Genomic DNA, 17,006 nt, shown 5'->3' on the forward strand with positions numbered 1-17,006 from the left:
ATCCATCTTTTACATTTAAATGATGTCTAACAACTTAATTAATAATCATAAACTACAATTATCAAAAGAAGACATGAAAGCCTATGGTTATCAAGTTATTGATGCCATTGTAGAACATTATGACACAAAGCACAATAAAAAACCTGTAGCTTCAGGATCTCGTGAAGAGATGGATACACTATTCAATATAGATGTCCCAAATTCTGGAACTAATTTTCAGGATGTATTCAGTTTTGTTGTCAACAAAGTATTACCAAATAGTACTATTGTTTCTCATCCAAAAGCCTATTCATTTGTACCTGGACCTAGTAACTATGTTAGTGTTATGGCAGATACATTAGCAACTGGTTTTAATATTTTTTCAGGAGGCTGGGCTGCTTCTCCTGCAGCTGCAGAACTTGAAATAGTAACCATGAACTGGTTGTTGAAGCTATTCAAATTTCCAACAAAAAAAGGCGGTGGAATTTTTACTAGTGGTGGTTCTATGGCTAATCTTACAGCTCTGGTAACAGCAAGAAGACAACATTGTGGTGATGATTTTTCAAAAGCAATCATTTACATGTCAGACCAAACACATTCTTCAAATATAAAAGCAATAAGAGTACTTGGTTTTAAGAAAGAACAGGTTAGAATCATCCCAACAGATCTAGAATTCAAAATGGCAATTAACAAACTCAAAAACGCCATAGCAAAAGACAAATTGGAAGGATATCACCCCTTTTGCATCATTGCATCTGCTGGCACGACTAATACCGGAAGTGTTGATCCGTTGAATGATATCTCAAAAATTTGCAAAGCTGAAAACCTATGGTTTCATGTTGATGGTGCATATGGTGGAGCTGCCATACTATCTAAAACAGGAAAAACATATCTAAAAGGTATAGAAAAAGCCGACTCTCTTACTATTGACCCTCATAAATGGTTATTCCAACCTTATGAAATGGGATGCCTTCTTGTACGTGATCATCGATGGCTAAAACAAACATTTAGTGAAAAACCAGAATACCTCAGAGATATTGAAGGAAACACATCAGAAATCAACTTTTATGATCATGGCATTCAATTGACTAGACGTTTTAGAGCACTTAAGTTTTACATGTCTATAAAAACCTTTGGCTTGAATGCTTTTAAATCTGCAGTCACCTACTCCATCGATCTTGCTGAGCAGGTAGAAGCGCATCTGAGAAAAAGTTCACGATGGGAAGTTATTTCTCCTGCAACGTTGGCTGTTATCAATTTTAGATATAACCCAATTAACAAAGCATTTGATGAAAAACGATTAGATAGTCTTAATCAGGATATATCAAAAAAAATAGTCGCTTCCAGAGAAGCTTTACTCGTCACCACTGTGTTACAAAACCAAGTAGTATTGCGTATGTGTTTAATCAATCCAAGAACTACATTTAAAGATGTTCTTGAGACCTTAACGCTTTGTGAATCTATAGCTGATGAGATTGTGAAGAGTAACTCAGTATCAAAAAACCAGTTTTGCTGATATTTGTCATAGTTTTTCGACTGATCTAATAGTAACTTTAGTAAAGAATTTAAAACAGAAGATCATGGATAAGAGTACTCCAATTTCAGAAATAATGACCACTGATGTTATCACGTTAAACCGTTCTGATAATTTAGATACAGCAGAAATACTATTTAAGAAACATAAAATACGTCATATTCCAGTTGTTAGTGGACATGAAATTTTAGGCATGTTAAGCTATACTGATTTATTAAGAATTAGTTTTGCAGATGCCGTAGATGAGCATGAGCAGGATGTAGACACTGTGGTTTATAATATGTTTACGATTGAACAAGTGATGGCTAAAAACCTCATAAGTGTCAATTCAGACTCAACAATAAAAGAAGTTGCTGAAATACTATCAAAAAGAGAATTTCACGCATTACCTGTAGTAGATAACAACTCATTGGTTGGTATTGTGACTACTACAGATTTAATAAATTTCTTGATTGAACAGTTTTAATGTGTCATCATTAAAACGGCAAATCCTGGAAGGCAATTGATCTTTCAGGATTTGTTTTGATTAAGACGATATAAATTAAAATATCATTTAATATTTGTAATATATTACCCGATTAAAATATGTTTTCCAAAGCCTGCGAATATGCCATTAGAGCATCTATTTTTATTGCCAAAAACTCCTTTGAATCCAGACGTGTAAGTCCGAAGAAAATTTCCGAAGAAATAAATTCTCCACAGGCGTTTACAGCTAAGATCTTACAAGCATTAGTTAAGTATAATATTGTCAATTCTGTAAAGGGTGCCTATGGTGGTTTTGAGATTAATAAAGAAGATATTTCAAAGATTAAACTACTACAAATAGTTCAAGCCATTGATGGAGAAAAGACTTTTAAAGGCTGTGCATTAGGTTTAGAAGCTTGCAACGAAGAACACCCTTGTCCGCTACATGATAAATTCAAGGATGTGAGAAATGATCTAAAAGACATGCTTGAACATACGAGTTTAGAAGAATTAGCTTTAGATTTGAAAAGTGGATCAGCATTTTTAAAAGTATAAATCCATAACTTAGAACACTTAATACAAACTTATGAGCATACATATTGAAGCAAAAAAAGGAGAAATCGCAGAGACTGTATTACTACCAGGTGATCCTATGAGAGCCAAATGGATAGCAGAAACATTTTTTGACAACCCTAAGCTATATAATGATGTAAGAGGAATGTTAGGCTACACAGGTACTTACAAAGGTAAACGTGTATCTGCACAAGGCACAGGAATGGGAATTCCCTCTACATTGATTTATTGTCATGAACTCATCAATGAATACGGTGTTAAAAACTTGATTCGGGTGGGTTCAGCAGGATCTTATCAACGACATGTGAAAATTAGAGATATTGTCATTGCAATGGCTGCTTCTTCTACTTCTGGAATTAATAACTCAAGATTTATAAATGCTGATTATGCTCCAACTGCTGATTTTGAGTTGTTCATGAAAGCTGCAGCGTATGCCAAAGACAACAATATACCTATCAAAGCTGGAAATGTATTATCATCTGATGAATTTTATGAAGATGAATTTGAGGACTATAAGAAATGGGCTGACTTTGGCGTCTTGTGTGTTGAAATGGAAACTGCAGGATTATATACAATTGCTGCAAAACACAATGTTAAAGCGCTTTCGGTATTAACCATTTCTGACTCGCTGGTTACCAAAGAAGCCACCTCAGCAGATGAGCGTGAATCTACATTTAATACCATGATTGAGATAGCTTTATCTACATTATGATATCAACCTATACTAAAGTTATGAATCAAATTGAAAAGTACTTAAAATAAGCACTACTTAATTGTTCCAAATTATAAAGTGCAGACTTGGCCTTTTCATTGTTGTTTTCCTCTTTTAAAACTGAAATCTCATCAAGCATTGGAATTAAAATAACATGTAATTGGTCATGAGCTTCCCCTTTCATACTACAATGCTTGATAATAAAACCTGTTTGCTCTGAGAGCTGATTTCCTAATTCAATATAATCAGTTTTATTTTCTGCTCTAAATTTGGTGATGATGGAATCCATTTTTCTGAAGCCTAGATGGGTTTCCGCATTAGCAATCCATTTCCCATTGGGATTTTGTGTTATAGAAAAGGTATCTAGAATTGAGACACGCTCTATTTCAGAGGGATTACCCGTGTCTATGGTGTTAGCACTATTCTTACAAGCAAGTATCAAAACTCCAACTAAAAGCAATAAAATATATCGTTTCATAATGTTCATACTAAAAATCTTTTTTTCTCGATTTGAACACGATACGCAAAACAGGTAATATAACCCAAATACTCAACATTAAAAAAGAGATGATTAATCCAAAACTGGTTCCGAAGAATTGTTTAAAAACAGCTCCAGTATATCCCAATAACGCAGAAATATCTAATTTCAACAAGATAAGTGTTCTTGAGAGATCTATAGGATTAAGCATGGTACCAACCAGCGATAATTTATCAAGTGGATAATCTTCAAACAAAATAAGAGACATCAAAAACAAACCGTCATATATGATGGCCAAAAATAACCACATCAAAATAGCATAACCAAACCCCTTAATTTTATTCTCATTAGACAACGCAATATTGAATGCCAGCGCACAAAAAATGAAAGTAAGAAACACTCCTGTTATTAATAATAATGAAAAATCCCAAATAGCAGACGATTTAAACAAACCGTAAGCAATAAACGGCAAGCCTAAACCTAGTATTAAACTCATAGATAAAGAAATAGCTACGCCTAAATATTGCCCTAAAAAGATAGAGCTTCGTTTTAATGGCTGTGCTAATAAAAGTTCGGTAAACTCTTTTGAATTGTAATAATACATCACACCAAAAACGGTTCCTATTAAAGGTACTAACACAATAATAACGTTCATTAAAGTGATGACAGCTTTTGACAGGTCATTATTAAGAAATAACAATACTATACCCAATAACAAATAAAATGCAAAATAGACATAGCTCCAGCTACTTCGCATAAGATCAAAAAAACTATATTTTAATATTTTAAGCATGGTTTTCGGTTAGGATATTAGCAATAGCATGTTCAAAATCTTGTTCTTGGGTTTTATTCTTTAATTCTGAAATACTGCCTTTAAAGTATATTTTTCCTTCTAAAATAAACACAATCTCGTCGGCTACTTCTTCAACAAAACTCATGATATGAGAGGTGATCAAAATGGTTTTACCCTTAGCCCTTTCTGCATGAATTAATTCTTTTAATCTAATTAGAGAAATAGGATCTAAACCTGTTGTAGGCTCATCTAGAATAATGATTGGGCTATCAAACATAAATGTTAATACAATATTCACTTTTTGCTTTGTACCTCCAGAAAGGGTTCCTAGCTTTTTATTTAAAAAGGGTTCAATCTTAAATGTTTTGATGAGATCTTGATCTGCGTTTGTTTGCCCTCTCAGGTCTTTGATCATTTTAATAAGTTCACTAACTTTTAAGTTACTGGGAAAGTTTGCTATTTGAGGCAAATAATCAATTTTGTGCCTGTATTCAGAGTTTTTTTTAACTGAGGTTTCAAAAACCTTTATAGAACCTGAATCTGGTATAACCATACCCAAAATAGATTTTATAATGGTGGTTTTGCCAGAACCATTTGGTCCTAATACAGCAAAAATACCACCTTTATTGATGTTTAGGTTGATACCATTTAGCACCTTATTTTTTCCAAAACTTTTGTATAGATCAGTAATTTCTACCATGTTGCTTTTGTCATTAGAGGCTTATTATCTATCAGGTTTTCAGGAGTAAAAACGGGAGATACTTTTTCAGAAAAATCAATGATATCTATAAATAAACTCCGTAAAAGCACGATACTCTCTGGTGTTCGATTTACCAGATAAGAAAACAATTTTACTGGTCTGTAGGGTACATCTCCAATGCCATCTTTATCAAGATCATAGCCTGTGTAATTACTCCAATAATTATTCTCAAACTCATTGCTATTTAGGTTTCCAGCATATGACAAATCAAATGAGTTATAAAGAAAATTGTTTCTCGAATAGATATTATCGTAACATGCGCCGTGAACTTTTATAGCATAACCATTGTTCTCAAACGTATTTTCTGTATATGTAATTCTATTGGTGCCATCAGCATTGATACCAATAGTATTGTTTTCAAACCGGTTGTGCTTCAACTCGGCATCATTAATTTCTTTTAGCAGTATTCCGTAAGATGCAGTTCCCCAATTTTTTTTAAACACATTGTTATACATCTTTATTTTTTTTGAAAACATAACAGCTACACCTGCTCCATTGGCTTCAAAGACGTTATTTTCATATATATTATCATTAGAAAACATAAAATGTAAACCATAACGCAAGTTTTCAGTAGAATAATTATTGGAAATGTACGAGTTACTTCCAAATTCTAAATAAATACCATCACGCATTCGTCTCACATCATTATTGGTAATAGTCACATTCTCACAATGCCATAAATGAATGGCATTTCCAGAATCAGCTTCCGCTGAACCTTCTCCCGAAATTGTATTGTTATGCACTTTTCCGTCTTTAGATTTTTGAATTAAGAACCCGAAAAATGCATTTTCAACAGTAATATTCTCAATAACAAAATCATAAGATTTAAATAATAATATAGCAGCATACTCCTTAGTATAGCTTACTTTAATGTTCTTTATTTTAAGATTTTTAATTACAATATCTGTAGCTTCAACCGAAAATCCGTAACCCTTATATTGGGTATCGATTACTGCTCCTTCTTCTCCAATAATGTGAAGTGATTTTTTGTAGATGACAATGTTTGACTCTTTGTAGAATCCAGATTTTATATAGAGAGTATCACCACTTTTAGACTGGTCTATAGCCTTCTGGATACTTTTAAAATCACAACCTGATTCACAAATTGTTAGTGTACCAGCACTTACTAGCCAGGTTGAAATTATAAAAATTATAATACTGAAATAGATCTTCATTCTATTCATTTAGTTTAATAAAAATACGTTCCCAGTCATAGTAGTTGGCTTGGTCATCGTTGATGGTTTGCTTAGCTGTATCAATAGAATTAAATCCTGAAAGGTTAGCTCCCATTGGACTAGTAATTTTTGAACTCACCAAATAGCCTGCGGTTTTTGCGTCAATCATTGTCCCAGGAGTTTTATAATCAGTAATTAAGAGTTGGCTCTTAGACAAAAGGTCTTGCTTGTCTTGTAGAAAATGAATCATACATTCAATAGCGTCAAATTTATATTGTTTGCCTTTATCCGTAACCATTTGTGCAGCATGTGTCTTGGTTACTATAGTCATTTGACAAAAATTACACATATCAGCTCCATAAACAATAGGCTCGGGAATTTTACTACATGCCAATGCAAGACTCACAATTAATAAAAGACAAATACGTTTCATGTGTTTACAATTTTCGTTTTTTTAATGCCTAGCCAATAAGCCATAAAGGTCAAAAACATTCCGAATCCCATCATATAAGCTCCTGTACTTGGATACGAATGTGCTACAAAATTTAATATGTGCCTAGTACCAAATAATGGTGGTTTATAACTCAACGGGTTTCCATCTGCATCTGTCATCTTCATAATGGCTTTAGGATCTAAATTAGTTCCGTAGTCAACCATCCAATTATTGAAGTCATACATACCCAATACTCCTAAAATAACCATTAAAACCAACCAAGCCAAGAACCATTTTGGTGATATGGATTTAAAAAGACTAATTAAACCTATCACTATACCCAAAACTGCCATTGCTCCAATGACTTTAGGAAAGGTACTAAATTCCCACATTTCATCTGCCTTTGGTAATTTACGCATTCCAATGTAATGGTTAAGACCATCAATATTTTGTAAGTCATGCTTCTCTCTACCCTGTAAACCATCTAAGTGAATATTCATACCAATACCATTAGGATATTGCGGTGCTTCTAATTCTATACTCCATAAAGGGAAGACAAATAATCCCAAGAGCATAGCTGATCCAATGATCATAATAATGCTTGCAGATTTCATAAAAAAGTTGTTTAAAAATGGGCGAGCAATTTTTACTCGCCCATAATAAGTTAAATATTCTTTTATAACACTAAAACGTATTTAACTCTTTATTCATCATCTAATGTGAATTTTAAAGGGGTATTTGAATTAGCTGCAGATACTCTAATATATCCCTGCATCTCCTGGTGTAATGCAGAACAGAAATCTGTACAGTAGAATGGCCATACACCTTCACGCTTTGGTTCCCAAACAATTGTTTTGGTTTGACCTGGCATCACAAGTATTTCAGATGTGTTAGCGCCAATGATTGAGAATCCATGAGGCACATCAAAATCTTGTTCCAAATTAGTCATGTGGAGGTAGACTTTATCTCCAACTTTAACACCTTCAATATTATCAGGTGAGAAATGACTACGAATCATAGTCATACTAATATGAACTTCATTTCCATTACGCGTTACTTTGGCTTCACTTTCGCTCTTAGCAACATAAGGGTGTTCATTTTCAGATAATTCATAATACTTTTTACTCTTATCTTTAATGATATCTGCTCGTATTCCAGCTGCGTAATGTGGTTCACCATGTGTAGGAAAATCAGAAAGTAATTCCATTTTTTCTCCTGAAATATCATATAGCTGAGCCGAGTGCTCTAACTCTGGTCCTGTTGGCAAATAGCGATCTTTTGTGATCTTATTCATTGCGACCATATATTTACCAAATGGTTTACGTGAATTACCTCCAGGAATCATCAAGTGACCAACCGAATAGAATGTAGGTTGTCTATCAACGACTTCCCATGTTCCTAATTTCCATTTTACAACTTCAGAAGAAATAAAGAATGTGGTATAGGCATTTCCTAGTCCGTCAAACTCAGTATGTAAAGGGCCTAAACCTGGTTGAGCAACAACACCAGCAATGGTATTTTCATAACTTAATACAGGAATTCCATAAGAATCGTCTACAAAGTCCTCTTTTTCAATCGCTGCTAATATTTTATCAAACGAATACACACTTAAGTCGGTAGATAATTTACCACTACCAACAATATATTCTCCAGATGGATCTACATCACAACCATGAGGTGACTTAGGAATTGGAATATAAAATACAGCACCTTTAACGTCTCTTGGATCAACAGTGATCACACCATCTTTAATGGTTGATGTTGCTGTATGCGTTTTCTCATCATAAACATTATGAGCATATTTTCCTGCCATTTTAGTTCCGCCACCATTTTTAACGAAGTCGGCAATTTTCTGCCAGTTAACTGCTGCGATATAATCCTTATCATTCTGAGATGCATTCACTTCCATTAGTGTATTAGCTTCTTCAGTGTTATAACTTGTAAAGAAGAACCAACCATGTGATTTATTTCGTCCTGGATGGGCTAAATCGTAATTAAAACCGGGCATATTCAATTGGAATTCCAAATTCATACGACCATTGTCAGCTATACTTACAAAAGATAAAGGTCCTTTAAACTGACCTTTCATTTCACTAATTGGCATATCACGTTGCGGATTAGGAACTGCAAAACGGGTACCCGCTACTATAAATTCTGTATTCTCAGTAACAAAAGAAGAAGCATGATTCCCTGCACTATTAGGAAGCTCTATGATCTCCTCAGTTTCAAAGGTTTCAAGACTTACACGAGCAATTCTTGGTGTATTGTTTTCATTAATAAAAATCCATCGACCATCAAGTTCCCCATTAGTCTGTGAGATATCTGGGTGATGAGCATCACCCCATGGTACAAATCCGAAAGAAGTATTTAACATCGGTTTGGTTTCTTCAGAATAACCATAACCTGAGGTAGGAAATTGTGAAAACACAGGAATCTCTTTTAACATTCGTCCACTAGGAAGACCAGCAACAGTAATATTACCACTATATCCTCCTGAAAAAAATGCGTAATATTCATCATGTTCTCCAGGTGCTACATATACTTTTTCAGCTTTGCTGGAGTTCATTGCTCCAGTATTGCCCGAATTGTTATTATTACCGCAACTTGTTATTAGAACAAAAGCGATAATACTAAACATATATTTACTTATTGTATTCATATAAATTGATTTTATTAGTTATTAAGAATTAATCTTTTGGTAGCATGACATCTTCTAAGACATGCACCCAGCCATTACTTACATTGACAGTTCCAATAATCCTGTTCCCATCAACATAAATATTACCGTCTTTGGTAGTAACTTCCAGATATTTACCAGATGCCATGTAAAGTTTTCTATTCTTCTCTGCGTTTTTTTCAAGAGTCTCAATTGGGTAGTTACTAGGTGCTACATGATGGGTTAAGATAAAAGCTAATTTTGCTTTATTTTCTGGCTTTAATAAATCATTTAAAGTTGTTTCATCAATTTTTGCAAAAGCCGCATCATTGGGTGCAAATACTGTTAAAGGACCAACATTAACTAAGGCATTTTCAACACCAGCTGCTTGAACTGCTGCAACCAAAGTGGTATGATCTTCAGATTGTATTGCTAATTGCAGTGCATTTGGTGTACCACCTTCATCTTTAATGAAAGCCTGACCTGTTTTTTCTTGTGCTGATTTTTCAGTTTCAGTAACTGTTGTAGTCGATGAGGCATCTTTGGTTTCTGTTTTGCACGACGCTAGTAAAGCGATTAATGCAAAACATAAAAATAGTTTTTTGGTTATCTTCATAATGTGGTTTTATAATGTTCTAAAATATTCTAATACTGCTCTGGCTTCTTTTTCGGTTAGATTTTGATTAGCCATTGGAGAGCCATTAAACTCGATTAGCAATTCTTTTGCTAATGGATCATTTTTTACCATGCCCTCTGGATCTAATATCATATTCATAATCCACTCAGGTGAACGTCGTTCAAGAAGTCCTTGTGGTGACGGACCAATAAACTTTTTGTTTGGTCTGTGACATGCTGTACACATCTTCTTAAAAATCTCTTCTCCCTCTGCAGCCATAGCTGTATCAATTTCACCTAAAGAAATGGATGAAATTGGTCCAACACCCTTATTGGTTAGATCTATCTTTTTTGATGCAGGAGTAGCTTTTTCTTTTGCTGATTCTGTCTTAACTGTAACCTCTTTCTTTCCATAAGAAATCGGCTCTTTTTTTTGTTCTTCTTTGCCTCCACAACTTATTAGTAGTGTTACAAATAATACGGTCAATAGTTTTAGTGTTATCTTCATAATGAAATTGATTTGTTAACAAAATTAGTGACTAAAAAGACCAATTATTATGATATATATCATATTTAGGATAAAAATATCTTAATTAATTTTTGAATAAGGCTTTAGATGATTTTTGTTAAAGCATTGCTCACTTTTTACTTCGCAATATCTTTTGCTTATCTTTAATGCAACTAAACCAAACTGTAATGAAAAAATCACTATTCCTGATGCTTTTCTTAGCATCACTATCTCTTTTTTCTCAAGACATTTCTCTTGATGTATTAAAAAACATGACACCGCGAAATATAGGTCCTGGAGGTATGTCTGGACGAGTTACTGCAATAGATGTGGTGCATTCAAACCCTGACATCATGTATGTTGGCACTGCTTCTGGTGGTTTGTGGAAAAGTGAGTCTGGAGGCATAACTTGGACACCAATTTTTGATGATCAGGTAACAGCTTCAATTGGAGCTGTGGCTATCCAACAATCTAATCCAAGTGTTATATGGGCTGGAACTGGAGAAGGCAATCCAAGAAATAGTTTAAATGGTGGCTATGGAATTTTTAAATCATTAGATGGTGGCAAGAGCTGGAAATCTATGGGATTAGAAAAAACAAGACATATACATCGTGTAATTATCGATCCAATCAATCCAGATGTTGTTTATGTTGCTGCTATTGGATCTCCATGGGGTGAACATCCTGAACGTGGTGTCTTTAAAACGACTGATGGTGGTGAGACCTGGAATAAAATTCTATTTGCCAATAATAAAACTGGAGCTGCAGACCTGGTCATGGATCCAACCAATCCAAACAAACTAATTGCTGCTATGTGGGAACATAAACGTGATCCCTGGTTTTTCAATTCAGGTGGTGAGGGCTCAGGATTACACATCACTCACGATGGTGGAAAAACCTGGAAAAAGGTCACTGATAAAGATGGGTTTCCTAAAGGGAACCTCGGACGTATTGGTGTTGCCATTGCGCCCAACAAACCAAATGTTATTTATGCTTTAGTTGAAGCCAAGAAAAATGCATTATATAAAAGTGTAGATGGCGGATTTAACTGGACCATGATCAATAATAAGAGTGATATTGGTAACAGACCTTTTTATTATTCTGAAATATATGTCGATCCTCAAAATGAAAATCGTGTGTATTCGGTATTTACTTATGTCAATGTTTCCGAAGATGGAGGAAAGAACTTTACACAATTAATGCCTGCCTATGGTGTAAGTAATGGTGTACATCCTGATCATCATGCCTGGTGGATTCATCCTGACGATGGAAGTTTTATGATTGATGGAAATGATGGTGGAATGAACATCACAAAAGATGGTGGACAATCGTGGCGATTTATAGGTAATCTGCCTGTCGCACAATTTTACCATATCAATGTAGATAACGAAATTCCATACAACGTTTATGGTGGAATGCAGGATAATGGCTCATGGAGAGGACCAGCTTATGTTTGGAGAGCTCAAGGCATTCGAAATAGCTACTGGCAAGAAATTAGTTTTGGTGATGGTTTTGATGTGGTTCCAGATAAAGACGATTCCAGATACGGATGGTCTATGAGTCAACAAGGTTATGTGAGTCGCTACGATTGGCAAACTGGAAACAATTATGGTGTAAGACCTACGCATCCAGATCCTGATGTTAAATTGCGGTTCAACTGGAATGCTGCTATAAATATTGATCCTTTTAATAACAGTACTATTTACTTCGGAAGTCAATTTGTGCATAAGTCAACAGACAAAGGTGATACCTGGACAGTGATTTCACCAGACTTGACTACCAACGATCCTGAAAAACAAAAACAATCTGAAAGTGGTGGTCTAACCATGGATGCCACAGGAGCAGAAAATCATACCACTATTTTAGTCATCGAACCTTCACCTCTAGAACGAAACATGATGTGGGTTGGAACTGACGACGGAAAAGTACACTACACCACTAATGGTGGTGAGTCATGGAGTGACGTCTCAAAAAATCTGAAAGGCCTACCAACTGGAAGTTGGATAGCACAGATCAAAGCGTCTAATAAAAATAAAGGAGAAGCTTTACTCATTGCTAACGATTACAGAAGATTTAATTATACTCCTTATGCCTACAGAACTACAAATTATGGTAAAACTTGGGAACGCATAGTTGATGCTAATGACGTTGAGAGCTACACCTTATCCATAGTTGAAGATCCAATTGAAAAAAATCTTATGTTTTTGGGTACAGATGACGGACTATATATCTCTTTTGATGCTGGAAACAAATGGACAAAATGGACTAATGGTTTCCCTACAGTTTCAGTTAAAGATCTCGTGATTCATCCTAGAGAACACGACTTAATTATTGGTACGTTTGGTCGTGCAGCATGGGTATTAGATGATATTCGACCGTTACGTGCGCTAGCCAAAAACAAACAAATAATCAATCAAAAGCTAGAGCTTTTTGAACCACCTACAGCATATCAAGCTGCTTACCAACAACCTACAGGTAGTCGTTTTGGAGCTGATGCTATGTATCACGGCGAAAACAGAGGTTATGGTGCAAGACTTTCCTATTTTGTAAGTATTGACACTATGAAAAAAACCAAAGGAGATAAAACATCTAAAAAGACTGATAAAAAGGAGGAGGTTTCCGAAGCAAAAGAAACTAAAGTGAAATGGGACTCTATTCATTTAAAACTATATGATAGTGATCGTCTGATTAGAAGTTTAAAACGAAATGCTCCAGATTCTACAGGATTGTATAAATGGACTTGGTTTATGGATGAAGCAGGTGTGGATCGTCCTTCAAAACGTATTAGACCAAGACGTGGAGAGCCAGGAGGTATGTCTGTTAAACCAGGAACTTATAAAGCTGTAATGACTTTTGGCGACCAAACTTCAGAAAAAATGATAACTGTAAAATCAGACCCTAGAGTTAATGTATCTCAGGCGAATATTAATCAGGTTTATGATCACTATAAAAAATTGGAAGGTATGCAGCAAACGGCTGCAGATGCTGTAAAGCAATTGATAGAAAGCAAGACTATTGCAAAAGATTATCAATCACTATTAAGCAAACTCGATAAAGACAAATACAAAGATGATATCAAAGCTTCAAAAGAGATCATTAAGAGCATCGATAGTATTGTTGACAAGTTCTTAGGCAAAGATGACAAACGTCAAGGTATAACTAGAAATCCTGAAGTGACAGTAATGCAGCGTTTAGGTTTGGCCAGAAATTATGTAAGTTCCAGACAAAACGGAATTACCGAAACTGAAACCACACTAATCAAAAATGCTAAAGAGGCAATGGAAGCTGTACTTAATGAAACTAATACCTTCTTTAATGACATCTGGGCACCTTACAGAAGTAAGATGGAACAATTGCAAGTAAGTCCGTTTAAAGACATAAAGACATTCAAAATAGATTAACAACACTAAAACAAATCATTATGAGAACAAAAATTTTAGGACTGTGTATCGCTGTTCTGATGGTGTCCTGTAAAAAAGACACTAAAGAACAAGCCAATGCAGAAAGGGAGATTCAGCAATACACTATCGATCAGTTCATGGATAACGAAGCCGTTGGAGGTGGGAGCTTTTCGGCTGATAACAGCAATTTATTAGTGTCTAGTAACCGTTCTGGTATTTACAATGTGTATACCATTCCTGCGGAAGGTGGCGATATGACTCCAATTACAAAATCAGATAGCACATCTATTGTTGCACAATCTTATTTTCCAAATGATAATAGAATGCTTTTAAGCGCTGATGGAAATGGCGATGAAATTGATCATCTGTTTGTAAGAGAACTGGATGGAATGATTAAAGATATCACACCTGATAAAGGTGCGAAATCTAACTTCTATGGCTGGTCTGAAGATGATAAATCATTGTATTACGGGTCAAATAAACGCGACCCTCGTTATTTTGATGTCTATAAAATGTCTATTGATGACTATACTTCGGAAATGATCTATCAGAATAATGACGGACTTGATTTTGGAGGTATGACCAGTGACGAACGCTATTTTGCCCTTTCAAAGAATTTAAATACTAACGATAGTGATCTTTTTCTTTATGATGTAAAGACAAAAGACATGACGAAAGTGAATGACTCACAGAGTGGTAATTCGGCACAGGATTTTTCTAAAGACAATACTACATTTTATTATACCACAGATAACGGAAATGAATTTTCATACTTAATGTCTTACGACTTGGCAACAAAAGAGAAAAAGAAAGTCGTTGAAAAATCTTGGGATATCATGGGAAGCGGTTTTACTTCTGAAGGGAACTATATGGTAGTATATGTCAACGAAGATGGGAAAAATGCCATAGAAGTTCTAAATGCTAAAACAATGACACCTATTGACCTTCCCGATTTTAAAGGCAAAAGCATAACCAGTGTTGGGTTTAGTGATGATGAAAAATGGATGCGTATGTATGTAGGTGGTTCTAACTCACCTTCTGATTTGTACACCTATAATTTGGAAACTAAAGAACAACATAAGCTTACCGATGTTCTCAATGATGAGATCAACGCTGATGACCTTGTAACTGCAAAAGTGATTCGATTTAAATCGTTTGATGGTGTAGAGATTCCAGCTATTTATTATTTACCTCACCAAGCATCTGCCGAAAACAAAGTACCTGCAATGGTATGGGTTCATGGTGGTCCTGGAGGACAAACACGTCAAGGGTTTAGCTCTTTAATTCAGTATATGGTCAATCATGGTTATGCTGTTCTTGCTGTTAATAATCGCGGAAGTAGTGGCTACGGAAAAACGTTTTATCAAATGGACGATCTTAACCATGGAGAAAAAGATTTACAAGATTGTGTAGAGGGTAAAAACTGGTTAGCAACTCAAGCTGAAATTGATGGAGACAAAATAGGTATTATAGGTGGATCTTATGGTGGTTACATGACTATGGCAGCACTTACCTACACTCCTGAAGAGTTTGATGTTGGTGTCAATTTATTTGGTGTAACCAATTGGATACGTACATTGAAAAGTATTCCTCCGTATTGGGAATCATTCAGGGAATCACTTTACTTAGAACTAGGTGATCCATTTTCGGCAGATTCTGTTCGTTTAAAACGTATCTCACCATTGTTCCATACAGATAAAGTAACTAAACCACTTATTGTACTTCAAGGTGCTCAGGACCCAAGAGTATTACAAGTAGAATCTGATGAGATAGTAGCAGGTGTTAGAAAAAATAACGTACCTGTAGAATATGTCTTATTTGAAGATGAAGGACACGGATTTGTAAAAAAGGAAAATCAGATTGAAGCTTACAGCCGAATTCTTAAATTTTTAGATAAACATCTCAAAAAAGAAAACATGCCAATTGATGGGGAAACAGAATCTAAAGAAATTGAAGTAGAATATGAAGATCAATAAGTAATCTTTCTAATTGAAATAAAAAAAGCTTGAGCATTAGACTCAAGCTTTTTTTATTATATATATTAAAATGATACTAGATCTTAAATGTCATTACAGGAATTGTGGCATGATTGGCCACATCTTCAGACACACTTCCAGAGAAGAAATGCGCTAATCCTTTTCTTCCATGAGTAGGAACAGCAATAAGATCGGCTCCTAGAAGATTAGATGAATTTAAAATCCCTTTTTCAACCGTATAATCAGACGTGTAATGCACATCATTCAATTTATCTAAATTACCATCTGCTTTCTTTAAAAAGTTAGCCACTGTAGTTTCCATTTCTGTAGAACTTCTAAATCCTTCACCTGGAACATTAACATGAATCAGTTTGACATTGTCAAATAATTGACGTGCTTTTAGGTAAGGCTCCACCATTTCTTCCGAAAAATCACTGGCAAAAGTGACTGTTTCAAAATTTAAATTTGTTGGCTTCTGCTTCACAACCAAAACTGGAATCTCAGAATGTCTCACAACACGTTCAGTGTTTGAACCTACGAATATTTCGGATAAACCACTAGAACCATGAGAACCCATAACAATCATATCTGCATTCTGCTCTTCAGCAACTTCAGCAACTTCACTAAATACTTTAAAGTGTTTTACAATTGGAGTGACGTTTACCCCTTCTAAAAAATCTTTAGCTAAAAATTCATCAAACTTCTGTTCGGCTAGTTTTAGAAAGAAAACTACCTTTTCATTATGAGCATTTGCAGAATCTGTTACACTTCCTCTATCTAGGTCTAACATATGTAATGCAATTAATTCAGCATTATTCTTTTTTGCTAGAATTGCTGCTGTTTCTAGAGCGTATTCAGAGAATTCAGAGAAATCTATTGGTACAATGATCTTATTCATGATTTTAGTTTTTTAGTTTTAAGTCCGTTAAATTACAAGTTTTGATTTAG

The 17,006-nt window shown here is 34.8% G+C and carries 16 protein-coding genes; 6 read left to right on the top strand and 10 right to left on the bottom strand.

Annotated elements, in window-relative coordinates:
• Positions 1-22: 22 nt before the first annotated feature.
• From Q0951_RS04040 to deoD, 4 genes are all read left to right on the top strand, one after another.
• The gene (locus Q0951_RS04040) at positions 23-1,495 is read left to right on the top strand and encodes an aspartate aminotransferase family protein (RefSeq protein WP_299334566.1); all 1,473 of its coding nucleotides are present in this window, start codon (positions 23-25) and stop codon (positions 1,493-1,495) included.
• A 64-nt stretch (positions 1,496-1,559) separates the two neighbouring features.
• Positions 1,560-1,979, top strand: coding sequence for a CBS domain-containing protein (locus Q0951_RS04045; RefSeq protein WP_299334569.1), 420 nt, complete (start codon positions 1,560-1,562; stop codon positions 1,977-1,979).
• 119 nt (positions 1,980-2,098) lie between these two features.
• Entirely contained in the window at positions 2,099-2,533 is a 435-nt protein-coding gene (locus Q0951_RS04050; protein WP_299334572.1) for an Rrf2 family transcriptional regulator, read from the top strand.
• A 31-nt stretch (positions 2,534-2,564) separates the two neighbouring features.
• On the top strand, positions 2,565-3,263 hold the full coding sequence (gene deoD / locus Q0951_RS04055) for a purine-nucleoside phosphorylase (protein WP_299334574.1): 699 nt from the start codon (positions 2,565-2,567) through the stop codon (positions 3,261-3,263).
• A gap of 25 nt (positions 3,264-3,288) precedes the next feature.
• Here the strand turns inward: deoD and Q0951_RS04060 are convergent, their stop codons facing one another.
• The 9 genes from Q0951_RS04060 to Q0951_RS04100 all read right to left on the bottom strand — a co-directional run bounded on the left by Q0951_RS04060 (position 3,289) and on the right by Q0951_RS04100 (position 10,681).
• Positions 3,289-3,741 carry a hypothetical protein gene (locus Q0951_RS04060; protein ID WP_299334577.1) on the bottom strand — a complete coding sequence of 151 codons (453 nt, stop codon included), beginning with the start codon at positions 3,739-3,741 and terminating at the stop codon, positions 3,289-3,291.
• A gap of 10 nt (positions 3,742-3,751) precedes the next feature.
• Complete coding sequence (locus Q0951_RS04065; protein WP_299334579.1) at positions 3,752-4,534, bottom strand: ABC transporter permease; 783 nt, start codon at positions 4,532-4,534, stop codon at positions 3,752-3,754.
• Positions 4,527-5,234, bottom strand: a complete 708-nt coding sequence (locus Q0951_RS04070; RefSeq protein ID WP_299334582.1) for an ABC transporter ATP-binding protein — start codon at positions 5,232-5,234, stop codon at positions 4,527-4,529. The genes Q0951_RS04065 and Q0951_RS04070 overlap by 8 nt, the downstream gene beginning before the upstream one ends.
• Complete coding sequence (locus Q0951_RS04075; RefSeq protein WP_299334585.1) at positions 5,228-6,469, bottom strand: nitrous oxide reductase family maturation protein NosD; 1,242 nt, start codon at positions 6,467-6,469, stop codon at positions 5,228-5,230. The genes Q0951_RS04070 and Q0951_RS04075 overlap by 7 nt, the downstream gene beginning before the upstream one ends.
• Position 6,470: 1 nt before the next feature.
• Positions 6,471-6,902 carry a nitrous oxide reductase accessory protein NosL gene (locus Q0951_RS04080; RefSeq protein ID WP_299334588.1) on the bottom strand — a complete coding sequence of 144 codons (432 nt, stop codon included), beginning with the start codon at positions 6,900-6,902 and terminating at the stop codon, positions 6,471-6,473.
• The gene (locus Q0951_RS04085; RefSeq protein WP_299334591.1) at positions 6,899-7,516 is read right to left on the bottom strand and encodes a hypothetical protein; all 618 of its coding nucleotides are present in this window, start codon (positions 7,514-7,516) and stop codon (positions 6,899-6,901) included. Before Q0951_RS04085 ends, Q0951_RS04080 begins: the two co-directional genes overlap by 4 nt.
• Before the next feature lie 89 nt (positions 7,517-7,605).
• Positions 7,606-9,561, bottom strand: coding sequence for a Sec-dependent nitrous-oxide reductase (gene nosZ, locus Q0951_RS04090; RefSeq protein ID WP_299334594.1), 1,956 nt, complete (start codon positions 9,559-9,561; stop codon positions 7,606-7,608).
• A gap of 28 nt (positions 9,562-9,589) precedes the next feature.
• Positions 9,590-10,174, bottom strand: coding sequence for a fasciclin domain-containing protein (locus Q0951_RS04095; protein ID WP_299334596.1), 585 nt, complete (start codon positions 10,172-10,174; stop codon positions 9,590-9,592).
• 9 nt (positions 10,175-10,183) lie between these two features.
• On the bottom strand, positions 10,184-10,681 hold the full coding sequence (locus Q0951_RS04100; protein ID WP_299334599.1) for a cytochrome c: 498 nt from the start codon (positions 10,679-10,681) through the stop codon (positions 10,184-10,186).
• A 188-nt stretch (positions 10,682-10,869) separates the two neighbouring features.
• Here Q0951_RS04100 and Q0951_RS04105 point away from each other — a divergent pair, with 188 nt between their 5' ends.
• Positions 10,870-14,082 carry a hypothetical protein gene (locus tag Q0951_RS04105; protein WP_299334601.1) on the top strand — a complete coding sequence of 1,071 codons (3,213 nt, stop codon included), beginning with the start codon at positions 10,870-10,872 and terminating at the stop codon, positions 14,080-14,082.
• Positions 14,083-14,102: 20 nt separating this feature from the next.
• Positions 14,103-16,058, top strand: a complete 1,956-nt coding sequence (locus Q0951_RS04110) for an alpha/beta fold hydrolase (protein ID WP_299334603.1) — start codon at positions 14,103-14,105, stop codon at positions 16,056-16,058.
• Between the two features lie 76 nt (positions 16,059-16,134).
• On the opposite strand, the gene Q0951_RS04115 is transcribed toward Q0951_RS04110, so the two are convergent.
• Positions 16,135-16,956 (bottom strand): universal stress protein, encoded by an 822-nt coding sequence (locus tag Q0951_RS04115; protein WP_299334605.1) that lies wholly within the window; start codon positions 16,954-16,956, stop codon positions 16,135-16,137.
• Positions 16,957-17,006: the final 50 nt, after the last annotated feature.

It is taken from the genome of uncultured Psychroserpens sp. (assembly GCF_947501425.1).
Taxonomy (GTDB): Bacteria; Bacteroidota; Bacteroidia; order Flavobacteriales; family Flavobacteriaceae; genus Psychroserpens.

Coding starts and splice junctions, on each gene's coding strand:
- Q0951_RS04070 (WP_299334582.1), bottom strand. CDS start 5,234: ATGGTAGAAATTACTGATCTATACAAAAGTTTTGGAAAAAATAAGGTG.
- deoD (WP_299334574.1), top strand. CDS start 2,565: ATGAGCATACATATTGAAGCAAAAAAAGGAGAAATCGCAGAGACTGTA.
- Q0951_RS04060 (WP_299334577.1), bottom strand. CDS start 3,741: ATGAAACGATATATTTTATTGCTTTTAGTTGGAGTTTTGATACTTGCT.
- Q0951_RS04045 (WP_299334569.1), top strand. CDS start 1,560: ATGGATAAGAGTACTCCAATTTCAGAAATAATGACCACTGATGTTATC.
- Q0951_RS04065 (WP_299334579.1), bottom strand. CDS start 4,534: ATGCTTAAAATATTAAAATATAGTTTTTTTGATCTTATGCGAAGTAGC.
- Q0951_RS04110 (WP_299334603.1), top strand. CDS start 14,103: ATGAGAACAAAAATTTTAGGACTGTGTATCGCTGTTCTGATGGTGTCC.
- Q0951_RS04095 (WP_299334596.1), bottom strand. CDS start 10,174: ATGAAGATAACCAAAAAACTATTTTTATGTTTTGCATTAATCGCTTTA.
- Q0951_RS04040 (WP_299334566.1), top strand. CDS start 23: ATGTCTAACAACTTAATTAATAATCATAAACTACAATTATCAAAAGAA.
- Q0951_RS04075 (WP_299334585.1), bottom strand. CDS start 6,469: ATGAAGATCTATTTCAGTATTATAATTTTTATAATTTCAACCTGGCTA.
- Q0951_RS04085 (WP_299334591.1), bottom strand. CDS start 7,516: ATGAAATCTGCAAGCATTATTATGATCATTGGATCAGCTATGCTCTTG.
- Q0951_RS04100 (WP_299334599.1), bottom strand. CDS start 10,681: ATGAAGATAACACTAAAACTATTGACCGTATTATTTGTAACACTACTA.
- Q0951_RS04105 (WP_299334601.1), top strand. CDS start 10,870: ATGAAAAAATCACTATTCCTGATGCTTTTCTTAGCATCACTATCTCTT.
- Q0951_RS04050 (WP_299334572.1), top strand. CDS start 2,099: ATGTTTTCCAAAGCCTGCGAATATGCCATTAGAGCATCTATTTTTATT.
- Q0951_RS04080 (WP_299334588.1), bottom strand. CDS start 6,902: ATGAAACGTATTTGTCTTTTATTAATTGTGAGTCTTGCATTGGCATGT.
- nosZ (WP_299334594.1), bottom strand. CDS start 9,561: ATGAATACAATAAGTAAATATATGTTTAGTATTATCGCTTTTGTTCTA.
- Q0951_RS04115 (WP_299334605.1), bottom strand. CDS start 16,956: ATGAATAAGATCATTGTACCAATAGATTTCTCTGAATTCTCTGAATAC.